Origin of the sequence: Paraburkholderia dilworthii (assembly GCF_000472525.1) — a bacterium.
GTDB lineage: Bacteria > Pseudomonadota > Gammaproteobacteria > Burkholderiales > Burkholderiaceae > Paraburkholderia > Paraburkholderia dilworthii.
This window is the reverse complement of sequence record NZ_AWZT01000007.1, coordinates 137461-155852: the sequence shown is the minus strand read 5'-3', so window position 1 is coordinate 155852 and position 18392 is coordinate 137461. Positions and strand designations below refer to the sequence as shown.

Sequence of the window (18392 nt, the reverse complement as noted above, 5' to 3'; positions counted from 1 at the left end):
CGTGTGCGTTGGGTTTGGCCGCTTGGGCAGGGCTCCCGCGCGAAAACGAAAATCGGCTATAGTGTAGCGGTTGGCTGCGGATACCTTTTTCTTCCGTCGTCAATTTAGTCAACCTGCAAAAAAATACGGAGTTTGCTATGAGCAACAAAGGGCAATTGTTACAAGACCCGTTTTTGAACGCACTGCGTAAAGAGCATGTGCCGGTGTCGATCTACCTGGTCAACGGCATCAAGCTTCAAGGGAACATCGAATCGTTCGACCAGTACGTCGTGTTGCTCCGGAATACGGTCACCCAGATGGTCTACAAGCACGCAATCTCGACTGTCGTGCCAGCCCGTCCGGTGAATTTCCACCCGGATTCTGAACAGTCCTAAACCCCCGTCGCGGCCGGCGTAGCGTCGCCCGTTGGCGATCACTCCCGGCCGCCTCATTTTGATACCCTCCAATTTGATCAATGCAGCGCTTGTCGGCATCGACTTCGGTAAGATCGATTTCGAAGCCAGCCTCGAAGAACTCAGCCTGCTCGCGCAAAGCGCGGGCGCGAATCCTCTAGTCACCCTCACCGGGCGCCGGGCCAGTCCCGATGCAAAGATGTTCGTCGGCAGCGGCAAGGCCGAAGAACTGCGTCTCGCGTGTGAGGCGAACGACATCGAACTCGTCATCTTCAACCACGCTCTTGCGCCTGCACAGCAGCGCAATCTGGAGCAAGCGCTTAATCGGCGCGTGGTCGATCGCACGAGCCTCATCCTCGACATTTTCGCGCAACGCGCCCGCAGCCATGAAGGCAAGCTGCAGGTTGAGCTCGCGCAATTGCAGTATCTGTCGACGCGGCTGATCCGCGCATGGACCCACCTCGAGCGGCAAAAAGGTGGTATCGGCTTGCGCGGTCCGGGCGAAACGCAGCTCGAAACCGACCGCCGGCTGATCGGCGAGCGCATCAAGGCGCTCAAGACGCGACTCGAGAAGTTGCGCCGTCAGCACGGTACGCAGCGTCGCCAGCGTTCACGCAATCAGACGATGTCGGTGTCGCTCGTCGGCTATACGAACGCGGGCAAGTCCACCCTCTTTAACGCGTTGACCAAGGCGCAGGCGTACGCGGCCAACCAGTTGTTCGCCACGCTCGATACGACCTCGCGGCGCGTTTATCTCGGCGACGAAGCGGGGCAGGTGGTGGTGTCCGACACGGTCGGCTTCATTCGCGAACTGCCTCACCAACTGGTCGCCGCGTTTCGCGCCACGCTCGAGGAAACAATCCACGCCGACCTGCTGCTGCATGTCGTCGACGCGTCGAGCGCCGTGCGCCTCGATCAGATCGATCAGGTGAACGAGGTGTTGCACGCAATCGGTGCGGACACCGTCCGGCAGGTGCTCGTGTTCAACAAGATCGACGCGGTGCCGGAGTTGGCGGCCCGTGGGGACGCAGTCGAGCGGGATGAGTATGGTAATATTTCGCGCGTCTTTTTGAGCGCGCGCACGGGGCAAGGGCTGGACACATTGCGCGCTGCCATCGCTGAAATCGCTACTGCCGAACCTCTTCCCGACACGTTGCTCGACTCCTCGGAAGAAGACCGGTCCGCAGCACCACGCGACGACCGCAAGGTCACAGAACTCGGGCACTGACCCGTTCCAATTGCACTGACCCGCTGTCTACTCTGGTGAACGAACACAGGTGAACGATTACAACGAGCGGAGTATCTGGCTGCGCATGCGCGCCATGCTTTCACTGAACGATCCGCGCTGGGGCCGTGGCGATGGCAATGGTGAGCGTCAGCGGCCCGGTGAGCCCAAGCGTCCGCAGAGCAAGGACGGTGAAGGTCCGCCCGATCTCGACGAGATGTGGCGGGATTTCAACCGCCGCTTGAGCCGGATGTTCGGCCGCAAGGGCGGCGGTGTAGGCGGGGGCCGTCCGGACAACGGGCGTGGCGCGCGCATCGGCGTGGGCATCGTAATCGGCGTGCTGATCGCGATCTATCTTGGTAGCGGCGTGTTTGTCGTACAGGACGGCCAGGCCGGTGTCGTGATGCAGTTCGGCAAATATCGCTACACGGCGGGCCAAGGCGTGCACTGGCGCTTGCCCTATCCGTTCGAAGCGCATGAGCTCGTCAATATCGGCCAGGTTCGCCAGGTCGAGATCGGCCGCAACAATGTCGTGCGTCTTGCGAATGTAAAGGACGCGTCCATGCTGACGCACGACGCGGACATTGTCGACGTTCGCTTTGCTGTGCAGTACCAGATACGCAAGCCGACCGATTACCTCTTTCGCAGTGTCGATCCTGATCAGAGCGTGATGCAGGCCGCGCAGGCGGCAGTGCGCGGCATCGTCGGTGCGCGCAGCACCAATGACATTCTTTATCAGGATCGCGAAACAATTCGTCAGCAGCTGATGGCGGCGATTCAGCAATCGCTCGATGAGTATCAGTCCGGCCTCGCCGTGACCGGTGTGACGATCCAGGGCGTGCAGGCTCCCGACAAGGTCCAGGCCGCGTTCGACGACGCCGCCAAGGTTCGTCAGGAAAACGAGCGTGCGAAGACCGACGCACAGGCCTATGCAGCCGAGTTGCTGCCGCGCGCGCAAGCGGATGTGGCACGCCAGATCGACGACGCAAAAACGTACAGCGACAAAACGGTGGCTCAGGCGCAAGGCGACGCCGAGCGCTTCAAGCAGGTCTACGCGCAGTACTCGAAAGCGCCCGCTGTGATCCGCGAGCGCATGTATCTGGAAACCATGCAGCACATCTACTCGAATACGACCAAGGTGTTTGTAGACAGCAAGAGCGGCAACAACGTGCTGTATCTGCCGCTCGACAAGCTCGTCGAGCAAACCCGCCAGCGCGTCGCAGATGCCGCTGCGGCCGCCTCGGCAGCATCCGGCGCGGCTGTCGCCGGCGCACCGCAGGCAGCGAATCCGGGCGCACCGGCCGCAGGCGGATCGTCGGGGGCAGCAGCAGGTGTGTCTGCGTCCGCCGCAGCCGCCACACCCGCTAGCCGTCCGGCGGCCGGCAGCGACCCGCTGCGCTCACGCGACTCCTTCCGCAGCCGTACGCGCGAAGACGACGTTCAATAAGGAGCGCACATCATGAACAAGATCATTGCGCTCGTCATTGCGGTTGTCATTGTGCTGCTTGCCGCTTCGTCGATGGTATTCGTTGTCGACCAGCGCCATATGGCGGTGTTGTCGTCCCGTGGCGACGCGGCCCCGACCTTGCTCGGCCCAGGCTTGCACGTGAAGTTGCCGCCGCCGTTGCAAACGGTGACGCTCGTCGATAGCCGCATCCAGTCGCTCGACGCGCCGGACGAAGACCGCTACGTCACGTCGGACAAAAACGATTTGCTCGCGAACCCGGTCGTCAAATACCGCGTGACCGACCCGCTGAAGCTGCTCGCCGAAACGAAGGGCGACGTGCAAAGCCTGCCGGAGCGCCTCGCGCTCGCCGCGCGCGGTGCGCTCGGCGACGCGTTCGGCAAATACACGCTATCCGATGCATTAGCCAAACAGCAGGCGCTCGCCGACGAGGCTCGAGGAGCGATGGAGAAGACTGCGGCGTCGCTGGGCGTGTCGGTGGTGGACGTGCAGTTGACGCGTGTAGACTTCCCGGCCTCGATGGCGGATTCCGTCTACAAGCGGATGATCGCCGAGCGCGAGCAGGCCGCGGCCGACGAGCGCGCGAAGGGCGCAGCCGAAGCGGACAAGATTCGGGCAGACGCCGTCGCCCAGCAGCAGGCGATTCTCGCGGACGGTTATCGTCAGGCGCAGACCATCAAGGGCGAAGGCGACGCAAAGGCAGCCGAGATCGCCGCACAAGCGTATGGCAGCGATCCGGAGTTCTATCAGTTCTATCAAAGCATGCAGGCGTACCGGAACACCTTCAAGCCAGGCGACGTGATCGTGGTCGATCCGAGCAGCGAGTTCTTCCGCTTCATGCGTAGTCCGACCGGTGGCGCGGCCCCGGACGCTTCCGCGGCCCCGCGCAAACACCAATAACCCGGAACGCCGCGGCATTCGCATCGCGGCCCCTTCTTCGCATGGATATAGTCGGCTCGTTACTGCTCGCGATCGCGTTGATGCTGATTATCGAGGGGATGTTCCCGTTCGTTTTTCCGAGCGCCTGGCGCGACACGTTCCGTAGAATAGCGGAGCGGCCCGCGCATCAGATTCGTGTCGGTGGGCTGATCGTGATGCTGCTCGGACTGATTCTGCTGTTTTTCGTGACTTGACCGAGCCGGCTGGCTGGCGCGCGGAGGCAGCGCGCCGCCAAGCACCGGCCGTGAAGATTGCCGCCATGCTTCCGTAGCGCAGGCGCGCGTTTCCAATACGCTGCCGATGCCACGTGACGCGGCATGTCGGGCAGCCGCGAGACTCGCCAGAATCGAGCCTTGGCCCGCCATTCACACACATTTGCCGGCGCATTCAACCGCCGTGTTCAACGTCGTAGGACTGTATCGATGTCGACCTGGTTACTTCCCGAGAACATTGCCGACGTGCTGCCGTCGGAAGCCCGCAAGATCGAAGAATTGCGGCGCCATTTGCTGGACCGTTTCCGCTCGTACGGCTACGAGATGGTCATGCCGCCGATGCTCGAATACATCGAGTCGCTGCTGACGGGCGGCGGGCACGATCTGAATCTGCGCACCTTCAAGCTCGTCGACCAGTTGTCCGGACGCACGCTCGGCCTGCGCGCCGACATCACGCCGCAAGTTGCGCGTATCGATGCGCACTTGCTGAATCGCCAGGGCGTTACGCGTCTTTGCTACGCCGGAAACGTCGCGCACACGCGGCCACGCGGCCTGCATGCTACGCGCGAGCAGATTCAGATCGGCGCGGAAATCTACGGTCATGCGGGCCTCGAAGCCGATCTGGAAATCCAGCAACTGATGCTCGATGCGCTGCGTCTCGCGGGCCTTGCCAAGGTGCGTCTCGATCTGTGTCACGCGGGTGTGCTCGCTGCGTTGATCGAGGCCGAACCGGCGGCTGCGGATCTCGGCCAGTCGCTTTACGACGCGCTGGCGGGCAAGGACGTGCCGCGGCTCGTCGAATTGACCGCGGGCCTCACGGCCGTCACACGCGATGCGTTGCGCTCGCTGCCCTCGCTTTACGGCGACGCCTCCGTGCTCGAAGAGGCTCGCGCACGTCTGCCGAATGCGCCGGCCATTGCGCGCGCGCTCGACGACCTCGCGTTCCTCGCGAGCCAGGTAGAAGGCGCCGAAGTGATGATCGACCTCGCCGATCTGCGCGGCTACGCGTATCACAGCGGCGTGATGTTCTCGGCGTATGTGGACGGCGTGCCGAACGCGGTCGCACGCGGCGGCCGTTATGACCACGTCGGGCAGGCTTATGGGCGGGCACGGGCGGCGACCGGCTTTTCGCTCGATCTGCGCGAAGTGGCGCGCATCTCGCCGGTCGAAGCACGCAGCAGCGCGATTCTCGCGCCGTGGCAACACGACGACGCGCTGCGCGTGAGCGTCGCCGCGTTGCGCGATGCGGGCGAAGTGGTGATCCAGGCGTTGCCTGGGCACGAGCACGATCTGGATGAATTCGCGTTCGACCGCGTGTTGGTCGAGCGCAACGGCGCATGGACGGTCGAGCCGCGTTCCTGACCACGATGCATAGAGCCGCCCACGCGCTTTTCTCGATGCATATCGAAGCGCCTCACACGCACCGTGCGTGAGTCGCCGAACACGGCGCGGTCATCGGCCGCGCTTCTTTCGCAATACCCACCATAACGTGCATACCGTTGAGCGGAAACGGAAAAATTCCGGAAGCTTCCGCGAACCTAGGTAGAATACGTTTTTAACCAGCTTACGAAACAACATGTCTGCCAGCGCAGTGAATGTGAACCCCGGGCGCAACGTCGTCGTCGTGGGGACCCAGTGGGGTGATGAGGGCAAGGGCAAGATCGTCGACTGGCTGACGGACCACGCTCAAGGCGTCGTTCGCTTCCAGGGCGGTCACAATGCCGGTCACACGCTTATCATCGGCGGCAAGAAAACCATCTTGCGCCTGATTCCGTCGGGCATCATGCATCCAGGCGTCGCGTGCTACATCGGCAATGGCGTCGTGTTGTCGCCGGAAGCGCTGTTCAAGGAAATTGGCGAGCTGGAAGCTGCCGGGGTCGACGTTCAGAAGCGCCTGTTCATTTCCGAAGCCACCACGCTCATCCTGCCGTACCACATCGCTATCGACCAGGGCCGCGAAGCGCGCCGTGGCGCGAGCAAGATCGGCACCACTGGCCGTGGCATCGGCCCGGCGTACGAAGACAAGGTCGCACGCCGCGGCTTGCGCGTACAGGATCTGTTCGAACCCGCCACGTTCGCCGAACGTCTGCGCGAAAACCTCGACTATCACAACTTCGTGCTGACGCAGTATCTCGGCGTCGCCGCTGTCGACTTCCAGCAAACGCTCGACACGATGCTGAGCTACGCGGACCGTCTGAAGCCGATGGTCACGGACGTATCGCGCCGTCTCTACGACGCGAACGCCGCGGGCAGCAACCTGCTGTTCGAAGGCGCGCAGGGCACGCTGCTCGATATCGACCACGGCACCTATCCGTTCGTCACGTCGAGCAACTGCGTCGCCGGCGCCGCGACCTCGGGCGCAGGCGTCGGTCCGCAAAAGCTGAACTACATTCTTGGCATCACGAAGGCGTACTGCACGCGCGTCGGTGCGGGCCCGTTCCCGAGCGAGCTGTACGACGCGGATAACGCCGCGCGTCAGGAAGCAATCGGCCTCGAACTCGCCACCGTCGGCAAGGAATTCGGCTCGGTCACCGGCCGTCCGCGCCGCACCGGCTGGCTCGACGTCGCAGCACTGCGCCGTTCAATCCAGATCAATGGCGTGTCGGGCCTGTGCATGACGAAGCTCGACGTGCTCGACGGTCTCGAAGAAGTGAAGCTGTGCGTCGGTTACACGGTCGACGGCAAGAACGTCGATCTGCTGCCGCGCGGCGCGTCCGAAGTCGCGCGCTGTGAGCCGGTGTACGAAACCTTCGCGGGCTGGAAGGAAAGCACGGTCGGCATCAAGGAGTGGGACAAGCTGCCGGCGAACGCGCGTGCGTACCTGTCGCGCGTTCAGGAAGTGGCAGGCATCCCGATCGACATGGTGTCGACCGGTCCGGACCGCGACGAGACCATCCTGCTTCGTCATCCGTTCAAGGCTTAAGCGATGGTGCAAGGTGTACCCATGATTGCGATGAAAGATCCGCGCAACGACGACAAGAACCTCTGGGTCGGCTGGGACGAGTATCACCGGCTGATCGAATTGCTCGCGATGGCGGTGCATGAGTCGGGCTGGAAGTTCGACAAGATCCTGTGTCTCGCACGCGGCGGCTTGCGCGTAGGCGACCAGCTGTCGCGCATCTATGATCTGCCGCTGGCTATTCTCGCCACGAGTTCGTATCGCGAAGCGGCCGGCACGGAGCAGGGCGAACTCGACATTGCGCAATACATCACGATGACGCGCGGCGAGTTGCACGGCAATGTGCTGCTGGTCGACGATCTCGTCGATTCGGGTGTGACGCTCGCGCGCGTGCAGCAGCATCTGAAGGAGCGCTATCCCGCCATCACCGCGGTGCGTTCGGCGGTGCTCTGGTACAAAGGCTGCTCGAAGGCGAAGCCCGATTATCACGTGCAGTATCTGCCGACCAATCCGTGGATTCATCAGCCGTTCGAGGAGTGGGACACGGTTCGTCCGCATAACCTCGGCGCGTGGATCAAGCGCGGCATGGCGCAAGCGCAGGAGTCCTCGGGAAACTGATGGACCTGGACGTCGCAGGCATGGCGTTGTCTAGCGCATGCAGTGCCGCACCGTGCCGATACAGCGCATCTGAAGCGGAGCCCGATTGGGCTCCGTTTTTTTATGCGCCCACATTGACGCGTGCCGCGTTTTGACAGTGTGGAATGACATTGGCAGCACAGCGATTCGCGCAGCAGACGCGCACATATCGCAGTGCTACACTGCGCGGACCATCCACGTGGTGTATCCACAACAAGCCGGGCGGCGTCATGCACGCGGTTTAGAATAGCGGTCGTTTTTTCCGCCCTGGGAACGGATTTCCTCGCGTTTATGACAGATAACAATCACGTGCACAAACAGCCCCTGCCTTCCCTCGCGATTGCCGCGATCGGGGTAGTGTTCGGCGATATCGGCACGAGCCCGCTGTACGCGCTAAAAGAAGCCTTCAGCCCGTCGCATGGCATCCCACTGACCGATCAATCCATTCTCGGCGTGATTTCGCTGCTGTTCTGGGCCATCGTGATCGTGGTCGGTATCAAATATGTATTGTTCGTGATGCGCGCCGACAACAACGGCGAAGGCGGCGTGCTCGCGCTCATGGCACTGGCGCTGCGTTCGCTCGACGAAAAATCAAAAATGGCCGGCTTGCTGATGATGCTCGGCATCTTCGGTGCCTGCATGTTTTACGGCGACGCGGTGATCACGCCTGCCATTTCGGTGATTTCCGCAGTCGAGGGTCTGGAGATCGCGGCGCCGCATCTGTCGCATCTCGTGTTGCCGCTGACTATCGTGATTCTCGTGTTGCTGTTCTGGATCCAGCGGCACGGCACGGCTACGGTCGGCCGCCTGTTTGGGCCGATCATGCTGCTGTGGTTCGTCGTGCTGGCTGCGCTCGGGCTCTGGCATATCATGCAATCGCCGAATGTGATCCGCGCGCTGAACCCGTATTACGCGTACACCTTCATGGCGGCGCACGTGCTGCAAGCCTACGTCGTGCTCGGTTCGGTGGTGCTGGTGCTGACGGGCGCCGAGGCGCTCTACGCGGACATGGGCCACTTCGGTGCGAAACCTATCCGCATGGGCTGGTATGTGCTTGTCATGCCGTCGCTGGTGCTGAATTATTTCGGCCAGGGCGCGTTGCTGATGCACGACGCGAAAGCGATCGAAAATCCGTTCTTCCTGCTCGCGCCGCAGTGGGCATTGCTGCCGCTCGTCGTACTGTCGACGGTCGCGACGGTGATCGCTTCGCAGGCGGTGATCTCGGGCGCGTATTCGTTGACGAGCCAGGCGATTCAACTCGGCTACGTGCCGCGTATGAAGATCCTGCACACATCCGAACTGGCAATCGGCCAGATCTATGTGCCAGTGGTGAACTGGATGCTGTTGTTCATCATCCTGTGCATCGTGATTGCGTTCAAGAGCTCCGACAATCTCGCGGCCGCCTACGGCATCGCGGTGACGGCGACGATGGTCATCACCACGATCCTCGCTTGCGTCGTGATGGTGAAGGTGTGGAACTGGAACAAGTTTCTGGTCGGGCTGATCATCGCCGTGTTTATCACGATCGATTTAGGATTTTTCGGCGCCAATCTGCTGAAGGTGGAAGAGGGTGGCTGGCTGCCGCTCGGCATCGGCGCGTTGCTGTTCTTCCTGCTGATGACGTGGTTCAAGGGCAGGATGATCGTTAAGGAACGCACGGCCGCCGACGGTATTCCGCTGATGCCGTTCCTGCAGGGCCTGCTCGCGCATCCGCCGCATCGTGTGTCAGGTACGGCGATCTATCTGACGGGGAGCGATTCGCTCGTGCCTGTCAGCCTGCTGCATAACCTGAAGCACAACAAGGTGCTGCATGAGCGCACGATCTTCCTGACCTTCGTCACACGCGATATTCCGTATGTGAACGATGCGGAGCGCGTGACGGTGAAGAACATCGACGGCGGCTTGTATCTCGTGAAGGCCGCATACGGGTTCAATGAAACGCCGGACGTGAAGGCGGTGCTCACCGAAATCGGCCGCACGCACGACATGACTTTCGAACTGATGGACACGTCGTTTTTCCTCGCGCGCGAAACGGTCGTGCCGACGCAACTGCCAGGCATGTCGGTGTGGCGTGAAAGAGTATTTGCGTGGATGCACCAGAACGCAGCGAAGCCGACGGACTTCTTTAGTATTCCGGCGAATCGCGTTGTGGAGTTGGGCACGAAGATCGAGATCTGACGGCGCAAGGTTCGGCGCCTTCACATCGCGAAGTGCCTCGCCGGAAATAGAAAACCCACGCTTTTGCGTGGGTTTTTTGTTGGCTGACGCGCGGCAGAAGGTGCGCGCTCAGTGGTGCACAAGCGCTTCGTACATCGAACGCACTCGGTCCTTACTTCTGCTTGAGCTTCGCGAATGCAGCGGCCATTGCGCCGCCCGCTTCCGGCTCGCGCGAGCGCTGTTGCGGCGCGCCGCGTCCGTTACTGCCCGAGCGGCCAAAGTTGCCGCGATCCTGCTGTGCACCGCCGCCGCTACGCGCCGCCGCCGCGCCGAACTCGTCATCAAGACGCATGGTGAGCGCGATGCGCTGGCGCTTCACATCGACTTCCAGCACCTTGACCTTGACGATCTGTCCGGCCTTGACGACCTCGTGCGGGTCTTTAATGAACTTCGTTGACATCGCCGATACGTGCACGAGCCCATCCTGATGCACGCCGATGTCGACGAACGCGCCGAAAGCCGCGACGTTCGTGACGACACCTTCGAGCACCATGCCCGGCGTCAGATCGCTGACTTTTTCGACGCCTTCGCGGAACGTCGCCGTCTTGAACTCCGGACGAGGATCGCGGCCCGGCTTTTCCAGTTCCAGCAGAATGTCACGCACGGTTGGCAGACCGAAACGATCGTCGACGAATTCGCCCGGCGACAAACCTCGAAGCGCGTCGCGATTGCCGAGCACTTCGCCAACGTGCTTATTGATTTTGGCGAGAATCCGTTCAACGACCGGGTACGCTTCCGGGTGCACCGACGAGCGGTCGAGCGGATTTTCGCCGTTGTTGATGCGCAGAAAGCCGGCGGCCTGTTCGAACGTCTTGTCGCCGAGACGCGGCACCTTGCGCAAATGCTCGCGCGACGGGAAGGGCCCATTCGCATCGCGATAATCGACGATGTTGCGAGCCAGCGTGGCGTTCAGCCCGGACACGCGCGCGAGCAGCGCAACCGACGCCGTGTTCGCGTCCACGCCGACCGCGTTGACACAGTCTTCAACCACCGCGTCGAGCGAGCGCGCGAGTTCCCGCTGATTCACGTCGTGCTGATATTGGCCGACGCCGATGGCCTTCGGCTCGATCTTCACGAGTTCGGCGAGCGGGTCTTGCAGACGCCGCGCAATCGACACCGCGCCGCGCAGCGACACGTCCATGTCGGGGAACTCCTTCGCCGCGAGTTCGGAAGCGGAATAAACCGATGCGCCCGCTTCGGACACGACGATTTTTTGCAGCTTGAATTCCGGATGACGCGCGATCAGTTCGCTCGCGAGCTTATCCGTTTCACGCGACGCGGTGCCGTTGCCGATGCTGATCAACTCGGCTTGCGTCTGTGCGCAGATGCGCGCGAGTTTCGCGATCGAGCCGTCCCAGTCGCGACGCGGCTCGTGCGGGTAAATTACGTCGGTGGCGAGCACCTTGCCGGTCCGATCGACCACGGCCACCTTTACGCCGGTACGCATGCCTGGATCGAGACCGATCACGGCCTTCGGACCTGCTGGCGCAGCCAGCAACAGATCCTTCAGATTGCGCGCGAACACGCGAATCGCTTCGTGTTCGGCTTCGTCGCGCAAATTGGTCAGCAGTTCGTTCTCGATGTGCGGCTGAACCTTCACGCGCCAGCACCAGCGGCACACGTCGGAGAGCCACTTGTCGGCCGGCCGGTTCTGATTGGCAATGCCGAAGTGACGCGCGATCAGCGCCTCGCCCGGATGCGGCACTTGCGCGTCGAGCTCTTCGCCAAGGCCCAGCTTGACCATCAGCACGCCTGCATTGCGGCCGCGAAACAGCGCCAGCGCGCGATGCGACGGCACGGTGCGGATCGTCTCCGCGTAGTCGTAGTAATCGCGGAATTTTTCTTCTTCAGCGGTTTCCTTGCCTTCGACCACTTTCGACGACACCACGCCCTGATTGAACAGATAATCGCGCAGCTTGCCGAGCAGGTCAGCGGTTTCGCCGAACTGCTCGGAGAGGATGTCGCGAGCGCCGTCGAGCGCGGCCTTCACGTCGGCGACGCCTTTCTCGGCGTCCACATACGCGGCGGCTTCGGCTTGCGGGTCGAGCAGCGGATTGCCGAGCAGCGCGTCGGCGAGCGGCTGCAAACCGGCCTCGCGGGCGATCTGCGCGCGCGTGCGGCGCTTCGGCTTATATGGGAGGTACAGGTCTTCGAGCACCTGCTTGCTGTCGGCGCCCTCGATCGCGGTGCGCAGCTCGTCGGTGAGCTTGCCCTGTTCGTCGATGCTGGCAATGATCGACGCGCGCCGATCCTCCAGTTCGCGCAGATACAACAGGCGTTCTTCGAGGTTACGCAGCTGCGTGTCGTCGAGATTGTCGGTCACTTCCTTACGGTAGCGGGCGATGAACGGAACAGTCGCTCCTTCGTCGAGGAGTTGCACCGCGGCCGCGACCTGGCGCGGCTGGACTGACAGCTCGGCGGCGATGCGCTGTACGATCTTGAGTGCTACGGTTTCCGTCATAAGCTCTTGGGTTTCCTGCGGACTCGATCAAAGGCCGTGCGCCGGCGGCGCCTTGCGGCGCCGGGCACGCAGTGCGTGCGCGCTGCGACCAGGTTGCTAGAGCGGGGCATTTTGCCACAAATGCCAAAGGGCTCAACCGCAGGGGGTGATAGAATTTCGGGCATGTTCCGTTGCCCCTCTACGACGTTGCCAACCTCCTTTTCTTTCAACCGCCCGGACTTCCGCTCGCCACATTTGCCGCCGTTCGCAGTGCGCTGGCCGTTCGCGTCGCGTGGCCGAGTGTCGCGCGGCGTCGACGTCAGCGCGTTCATTTCCAGCAGGATGTTCATGGCGGCCTGCGCGGCGTGTGTGATGGCTGCCACGCTCGTGTTATCGGCGCCTGCTTCGGCGCAGTCCGTGGCGCCTGAAAGCGGTGCTATTACGCCTGCGGTAAAGCCCGCGGCGTCGGCTACACGGGGCGCGGCATCGTCGCAGCAGGCCGTGGGCATCGGTGGCGAGACGAATGGCTCAGTGAATGCCGCCGCTGGCAACGCAGAAAGCGGCGACAGCACAACATCCGAAGACAGCGAGTTCGACGCGCGGCAGAAAGTGCTCGACCAACGCAGCGACGAAAACAACTATCGCTATGGCGTCGCCGAGCACAACTGCTACAGCACGTTTTTCGTCAACCACTGCCTGAACAAGGCGCGCGATCAGATGCGCACGGTGCAGGCGCAGATCCGCAAGGAACAACTCGCGCTCGACGGCGAGGAGCGTGTGCAACGCGCCCGCAAACGTGACGAGCAGGCGGCGCTAAAGCGCGCGCAAGACGAAGCGAGCGCGCCGCAGCGCGCCGCTGAAGACGCGCGCAACGCCCAGGCCTACAAAGAGAAGCAGCGTCAGTATCAGCTGAACGAGGCGCAGCGCAGTGCGGAGGCGCCGCAGCGCGCCGCTAACGCCCAGGCGTACGAGGAAAAGCAGCGTCAGCATGCGATCGACCAGGCGCAGCGCGGCATCAGCCCGTCGAAAGCCATGGCCAATCAGCAGGCTTACGATCAGAAGCAGGCCGACTTCCAGCGCAAGCTCGATGAGGCCCGTCAGCAGGGCGCGCAAAAGGCTCAGGAACGCGTAGAGAAGCAGCAAAGCTTCGAGAAGAAGCAGGCCGAAGCCACTCAGCACAAAGCCGACGTCGAAGCGCGCCAGAAGCAGGCCGCCGAAAAAGCCGAGCAGAAACGTCAGGATCAGTTGAAGCAGCAGAAGCAACTCGAAGAGCAGCAGAAACAGCAGCAGCAACAGCAACAATGAGCCCGCGCGCGGCGTTGCGCTCGTGTGGCGGGCGCCTGCGCGGTTGTAGTATCTCAAGTAGTGCACGCAGTGGTGCAGACAGTCGTAGCGCGTTTTGAGCCGGACAGCAACCTCAGGCAACGGGCTGAACATGGCGAACATGCAGCCCACGCAACAGTCGAGCGGAGGCGAGCATGCGCGATCAACATCACGTCATCAACGCGGACACACTTCGCGACCGGATTCTGCAACTGGAATCGGAGCACAGTGGGCTCGACCGCTTGATCGATCGAATGTCGGATGAGTCCGGCATCGACGACTTCGAGTTGCAGCGCCTGAAAAAGCGCAAACTCAAGGTCAAGGACACCATCATCTTGCTGCAATTGCAGCTCGAACCGGACGTACGCGCCTGAGTTCGCGGCCTGGCAGGCGCTGGGCGCGCGCTGCGCGAGCCGGATTTTGCAGGAAACGCTTGCCTTGAATTCACCGCTTGAAACTTCACGACGCGCGACGGCCGCCGACGACGCCTCACAAACCGGCACACCCGCGCCGCGTCCCGCCGCGTCTGCGCTGAGTGCGTCGCTCAATCCGAGCCGCGCCGCTGAGCTCAACGAAATCTTCGCCGACAACGGTTTGCTGGCCAGGCAGATCGACGGCTACCGCTCGCGTGCGTCGCAGATCGAAATGTCGCGCGCCGTCGCAGCCGCAATGGAAGCGTCGGGCCGAGCGATGCCCGAGCCCGCGATGTTCGAGGCGCACAAGCGTCCGGCGCGGCGCCTGCAAACTGCTGGCGCCGATGCCGCAGTGGAAACAGCAGAAGCCGACGAAGCGCAGGGCCTGGATGGCGGCGAGAACACGCTGATCGTCGAGGCGGGCACTGGCACCGGCAAGACCTATGCGTATCTGGTGCCGGCCATGCTGTGGGGCGGCAAGGTGATCGTTTCGACTGGCACCAAGCACCTGCAGGACCAGCTCTTTCAGCGCGATATTCCGACCGTGCGCGACGCGCTTGCGGTGCCCGTGTCGGTCGCCATGCTCAAGGGCCGCGCGAACTATCTGTGTCACTACTACCTGCAGCGCACGGCCGATAACGGCCGCTTGCCGTCGCGCCAGGAAACCTCGTATCTGCAGGACATCGTTCGGTTCGCAAAGATCACGCGCACGGGCGACAAGGCCGAACTCGCAAGCGTGCCGGAAACTGCTGCGGTGTGGTCGATGGTCACGTCCACGCGCGACAACTGCCTCGGCCAGGAGTGTCCGCATTACAAGGACTGCTTCGTGATGCAGGCGCGCCGCGAGGCGCAGCAGGCCGACATCGTGGTGGTCAATCACCATCTCTTTTTCGCCGACATCATGTTGCGCGACACCGGCATGGCGGAACTGCTGCCCACGGCCAACACGGTCATCTTCGACGAAGCGCATCAGCTTCCCGAGACTGCCACGCTCTTTTTCGGCGAGACGCTTTCCACCGCGCAGTTTCTCGAGCTCGCACGCGATTCCGTTGCCGAGGGTTTGGGCCATGCTCGCGACGCGGTCGACTGGGTCAAGCTCGGCTCCACGCTGGAACGCGCCGCGCGCGACGTGCGGCTCGCGTTCAAGGAAGACTCGGTGCGTTTATCGATCGGTCAGTTGCCGGACGATCACCCGTTGTTCTCGGCACTCGAAGCGCTCGAAACCGAACTCGACGCGCTGACATCCGCGCTTGCGTCGCAAGCCGAACGCGCCGAGTCGATCGGCGCATGTCTGCGCCGCGCTCGCGAGTTGCAAGGCGTGCTTGCCGGCTGGACGACTCCACCTACCGAGCTCGAGCGTCAGGCGGTCGATGCGGCTCAGAGCGGCTCCGCTGAGGGCCGCAATGAGCGCGCCGATCCCAACGAGAAGGTGCGCTGGATCGAAGTGTTCGCGCATACCGTGCAGTTGCATGAGACGCCGCTCTCGGTCGCGCCGATCTTTGCCAAGCAGCGCGCCGGCGTGCCGCGGGCGTGGATCTTTACATCGGCCACCTTGTCGGTGCGCGGCGACTTCACGCACTACGCTGCGCAAATGGGCCTGAACGCAAAGCGTTCGATGACGCTGCCGAGTCCGTTCGACTATCCGTCGCAAGGGCTTCTGTATGTGCCGCGCAATTTGCCGCAGCCGTCGTCGCCGATGTTCACCGACGCTGTGTTCGACGCCGCGCTGCCAGCAATCGAAGCGTCCGGTGGCGGCGTGTTCATGTTGTGCACGACGTTGCGCGCCGTGGACCGCATCTCCGCCAAACTACGCGACGTGATTGAAGCGCGCGGCTGGAACTATCCGCTGCTCGTGCAGGGCGATGCAAGCCGCACGGAATTGCTCGATCGGTTCCGCTCTTATGGCAACGCGATTCTGGTGGGCAGTCAGAGTTTCTGGGAAGGCGTCGATGTGCGCGGCGACGCGTTGTCGCTCGTCGTCATCGACAAGCTGCCTTTCGCCCCGCCTGACGATCCGGTGCTGTCAGCGCGTCTCGACGCGCTGACGAAGAAAGGTCTGAGCCCGTTTGCGGTTCATCAACTGCCGCAGGCTGTCATTACGCTGAAGCAGGGCGCGGGCCGACTGATTCGCGCGGAAACGGATCGCGGCGTTCTGATGATCTGCGACACGCGTCTCGTTGACAAACCTTATGGACGCCGGATCTGGCAGAGCTTGCCGCCGTTCAAGCGCACACGTGAAATCGAGGTGGTGCGCGAGTTTTTCGAAGAGAACGCGGAGGCCGCTCAATAGTGGCGTCTCAATCGCCACGTCAATGGCCGGCTTTCGTTTCATTGATACGGTTGCAAAAGCGGCGCTTGAATGACAAAACGCCACGGACCTGAGTCCGTGGCGTTCTGTTTTACCACTCGGGAAATCAAGTTGATTTCCCGATGCAGTTTCCGCCCGAAGGCGAACCCTACGCGACAGCTTACTGGCTTGCGCCCGAAGCCGGAGCAGCAGCCGAAGCAGCAGCGCCTGCGTCCGAAGCAGCGGTCGTAGCCGAAGCAGCAGCGTCGCTCGCAGCAGCAGCCGCACCCGAAGCAGCAGTAGCCGAATCCGAAGCTGCTGCAGCCGGTGCCGAAGCGGCAGCTGCGTCGCTAGCCGGGGCCGCGGCTTGGTCGTTGCTCTTGTTGCATGCAGCCAGTGCCACAGCTGCCAACAGGGATGCTACGAGGAGGGATTTCTTCATGATCACGTCCTTTTATGGTTAAAGGTAAGCAACAGCGCAAAATAATACCGGTAATGTGCTCCAACACCGACCTGGGCCGCTGGTGGAGACGCTCTTTTCACGAGCAGGAATCTTCCCTACGGCTTGGGCGGAAATTATATGCACTTTCGTACTGACAATCCATAAATCCGGGGTCAATACGTTGTCTTTCTCATACAAAATTTCAATGTACTGTGTATAACAGACACGCGAGGCTAGGCAAGCTCGCCCATCCGTATCCAGCCCGCACAATACCACTCGTGCAGCCGTGCTGTCACCGACGAATCGTGTGAGAGTGTTACAAAGCGTTTCGCACTCAGACAGCGGTGATCGGCGAGATCAAACAACCATTTTTTCGCGCCGTCGAACGGGGTTTTCTCTCCATTTACGAAGAAAAAACGGCGGTTGTACAACAAATTGGTCTTGCGGTCCAGTCGCACACCTAACGTTGATGCCTGACTGATGAAACGCGCTTCGTTGAGCGGCCTTTGCGGCGGATCGAAGACGACGCTCGGCTTGGGTTCGCTGAGGTACGTGCCAAGGAACGACGCAATGTCCTGCTCATTCCAGCTGATTCCAGCAAGGATTGCGCCAACCCGTTCGACCAGCGCTGCCGGCAGTTCGGCGGGCCGGTCTACGGCAGGCTGTTGAGGATCGCGGTAAAGCGCGCCTGCAGGAATATTCTCCTCGCGACGTTCGGCCAGATGGTAAAGGAACTGGGCCGTTAGCTCGCCCGCCGACGGTGCGCGAAAACCGATCGAGCAGGTCATGCATTCGCCTTCGGCTACGCCGTCGTGCGCGATATGCGGTGGTAGATACAGCATGTCGCCGGGCTCCAGCACCCACTCTTGCTCTGCCTCAAAGTTCTGTAAAACTTTCAACGGCAGGCCGGCTTGCAGCGTCAGATCTTTCTGCGCACTGATGCGCCACCTTCGCTTGCCTTTTACTTGCAAAAGAAACACATCGTAGGAATCGAAGTGCGGGCCGACGCCGCCGCCGTCGGTGGCATACGAGATCATCAGATCGTCCAGACGCGCGTCCGGCACGAAGCGGAAGCGGTCGAGCAGGGCGCGCGCGCGGTCGTCGTGGAGATCTACGCCTTGCACTAGCAGGGTCCACGCGCGCTGCTTGAGCGACGGCAGTTCGTCTGGCGCGAACGGTCCATGCTGCAGTTGCCATTTATTGCGGAAGTGCGTGATGAGCCGCGCCTCGACTTCATCCTGGTCCGCCAGTTCGAAGAACTCGTCGCGCGAGAGCGGCGACTCGACATTGGGAATCGCCTGGCGGATCAACAACGGCTTTTTCTGCCAGTAGCGGCGCATGAATTGTGACGGCGTGAGGTTGCCGAGCAGTGGTGTGGGCGTGTCGGGCGAGGGCGGAAGAATCGCGGAAGCCGGCTTTTTAGCCGACGAGGAATTGCGTGCCGAAGCTGCTTCGGCCGGGTGGTCAGTGGGCCGCTTGGGCATCGTATAATGTGAGTTGTA

Annotated in this window: 16 protein-coding genes; 12 read left to right on the top strand and 4 right to left on the bottom strand. The window is 62.2% G+C overall.

Annotated elements, in window-relative coordinates:
• The first annotated feature begins 137 nt into the window (after positions 1-137).
• The 9 genes from hfq (at position 138) to F759_RS0109305 (ending at position 9946) form a co-directional block, all read left to right on the top strand.
• Complete coding sequence (gene hfq, locus F759_RS0109345; RefSeq protein ID WP_006051315.1) at positions 138-374, top strand: RNA chaperone Hfq; 237 nt, start codon at positions 138-140, stop codon at positions 372-374.
• A gap of 58 nt (positions 375-432) precedes the next feature.
• Positions 433-1620, top strand: a complete 1188-nt coding sequence (gene hflX / locus F759_RS0109340; RefSeq protein ID WP_027799611.1) for a GTPase HflX — start codon at positions 433-435, stop codon at positions 1618-1620.
• Positions 1621-1669: 49 nt separating this feature from the next.
• Positions 1670-3064, top strand: a complete 1395-nt coding sequence (gene hflK / locus F759_RS0109335) for an FtsH protease activity modulator HflK (RefSeq protein ID WP_027799610.1) — start codon at positions 1670-1672, stop codon at positions 3062-3064.
• A 12-nt stretch (positions 3065-3076) separates the two neighbouring features.
• Positions 3077-3982 (top strand): protease modulator HflC, encoded by a 906-nt coding sequence (gene hflC, locus F759_RS0109330; RefSeq protein WP_027799609.1) that lies wholly within the window; start codon positions 3077-3079, stop codon positions 3980-3982.
• A gap of 41 nt (positions 3983-4023) precedes the next feature.
• Positions 4024-4215 carry a DUF2065 domain-containing protein gene (locus tag F759_RS0109325; RefSeq protein WP_020065549.1) on the top strand — a complete coding sequence of 64 codons (192 nt, stop codon included), beginning with the start codon at positions 4024-4026 and terminating at the stop codon, positions 4213-4215.
• Positions 4216-4443: 228 nt separating this feature from the next.
• Positions 4444-5595: an ATP phosphoribosyltransferase regulatory subunit gene (locus F759_RS0109320; RefSeq protein WP_027799608.1), complete on the top strand. Its 1152-nt coding sequence runs from the start codon at positions 4444-4446 to the stop codon at positions 5593-5595.
• Positions 5596-5809: 214 nt separating this feature from the next.
• Entirely contained in the window at positions 5810-7156 is a 1347-nt protein-coding gene (locus F759_RS0109315) for an adenylosuccinate synthase (protein ID WP_027799607.1), read from the top strand.
• Between the two features lie 3 nt (positions 7157-7159).
• Positions 7160-7750: a phosphoribosyltransferase gene (locus F759_RS0109310; protein ID WP_027799606.1), complete on the top strand. Its 591-nt coding sequence runs from the start codon at positions 7160-7162 to the stop codon at positions 7748-7750.
• A gap of 309 nt (positions 7751-8059) precedes the next feature.
• On the top strand, positions 8060-9946 hold the full coding sequence (locus F759_RS0109305; protein WP_027799605.1) for a potassium transporter Kup: 1887 nt from the start codon (positions 8060-8062) through the stop codon (positions 9944-9946).
• Between the two features lie 151 nt (positions 9947-10097).
• Here the strand turns inward: F759_RS0109305 and F759_RS0109300 are convergent, their stop codons facing one another.
• Together F759_RS0109300 and F759_RS43265 are read right to left on the bottom strand one after the other, a co-directional pair.
• Positions 10098-12446 (bottom strand): Tex family protein, encoded by a 2349-nt coding sequence (locus F759_RS0109300; RefSeq protein WP_027799604.1) that lies wholly within the window; start codon positions 12444-12446, stop codon positions 10098-10100.
• Entirely contained in the window at positions 12443-12775 is a 333-nt protein-coding gene (locus F759_RS43265; protein WP_167334015.1) for a hypothetical protein, read from the bottom strand. The genes F759_RS0109300 and F759_RS43265 overlap by 4 nt, the downstream gene beginning before the upstream one ends.
• A 22-nt stretch (positions 12776-12797) precedes the next feature.
• On the opposite strand from F759_RS43265, the gene F759_RS0109295 reads away from it, so the two are divergent.
• The 3 genes from F759_RS0109295 to F759_RS0109285 all read left to right on the top strand — a co-directional run bounded on the left by F759_RS0109295 (position 12798) and on the right by F759_RS0109285 (position 16451).
• Positions 12798-13730 (top strand): hypothetical protein, encoded by a 933-nt coding sequence (locus tag F759_RS0109295; protein WP_244438805.1) that lies wholly within the window; start codon positions 12798-12800, stop codon positions 13728-13730.
• Between the two features lie 173 nt (positions 13731-13903).
• Positions 13904-14122, top strand: coding sequence for a DUF465 domain-containing protein (locus tag F759_RS0109290; RefSeq protein ID WP_027799602.1), 219 nt, complete (start codon positions 13904-13906; stop codon positions 14120-14122).
• 64 nt (positions 14123-14186) lie between these two features.
• Positions 14187-16451 (top strand): ATP-dependent DNA helicase, encoded by a 2265-nt coding sequence (locus F759_RS0109285; RefSeq protein WP_027799601.1) that lies wholly within the window; start codon positions 14187-14189, stop codon positions 16449-16451.
• 178 nt (positions 16452-16629) lie between these two features.
• Here F759_RS0109285 and F759_RS44010 read toward each other — a convergent pair whose 3' ends face one another.
• Positions 16630-16890, bottom strand: coding sequence for a hypothetical protein (locus F759_RS44010; RefSeq protein WP_084534229.1), 261 nt, complete (start codon positions 16888-16890; stop codon positions 16630-16632).
• Between the two features lie 233 nt (positions 16891-17123).
• Positions 17124-18374, bottom strand: a complete 1251-nt coding sequence (locus tag F759_RS0109275) for a cupin domain-containing protein (protein WP_027799600.1) — start codon at positions 18372-18374, stop codon at positions 17124-17126.
• Between the last annotated feature and the right edge of the window lie 18 nt (positions 18375-18392).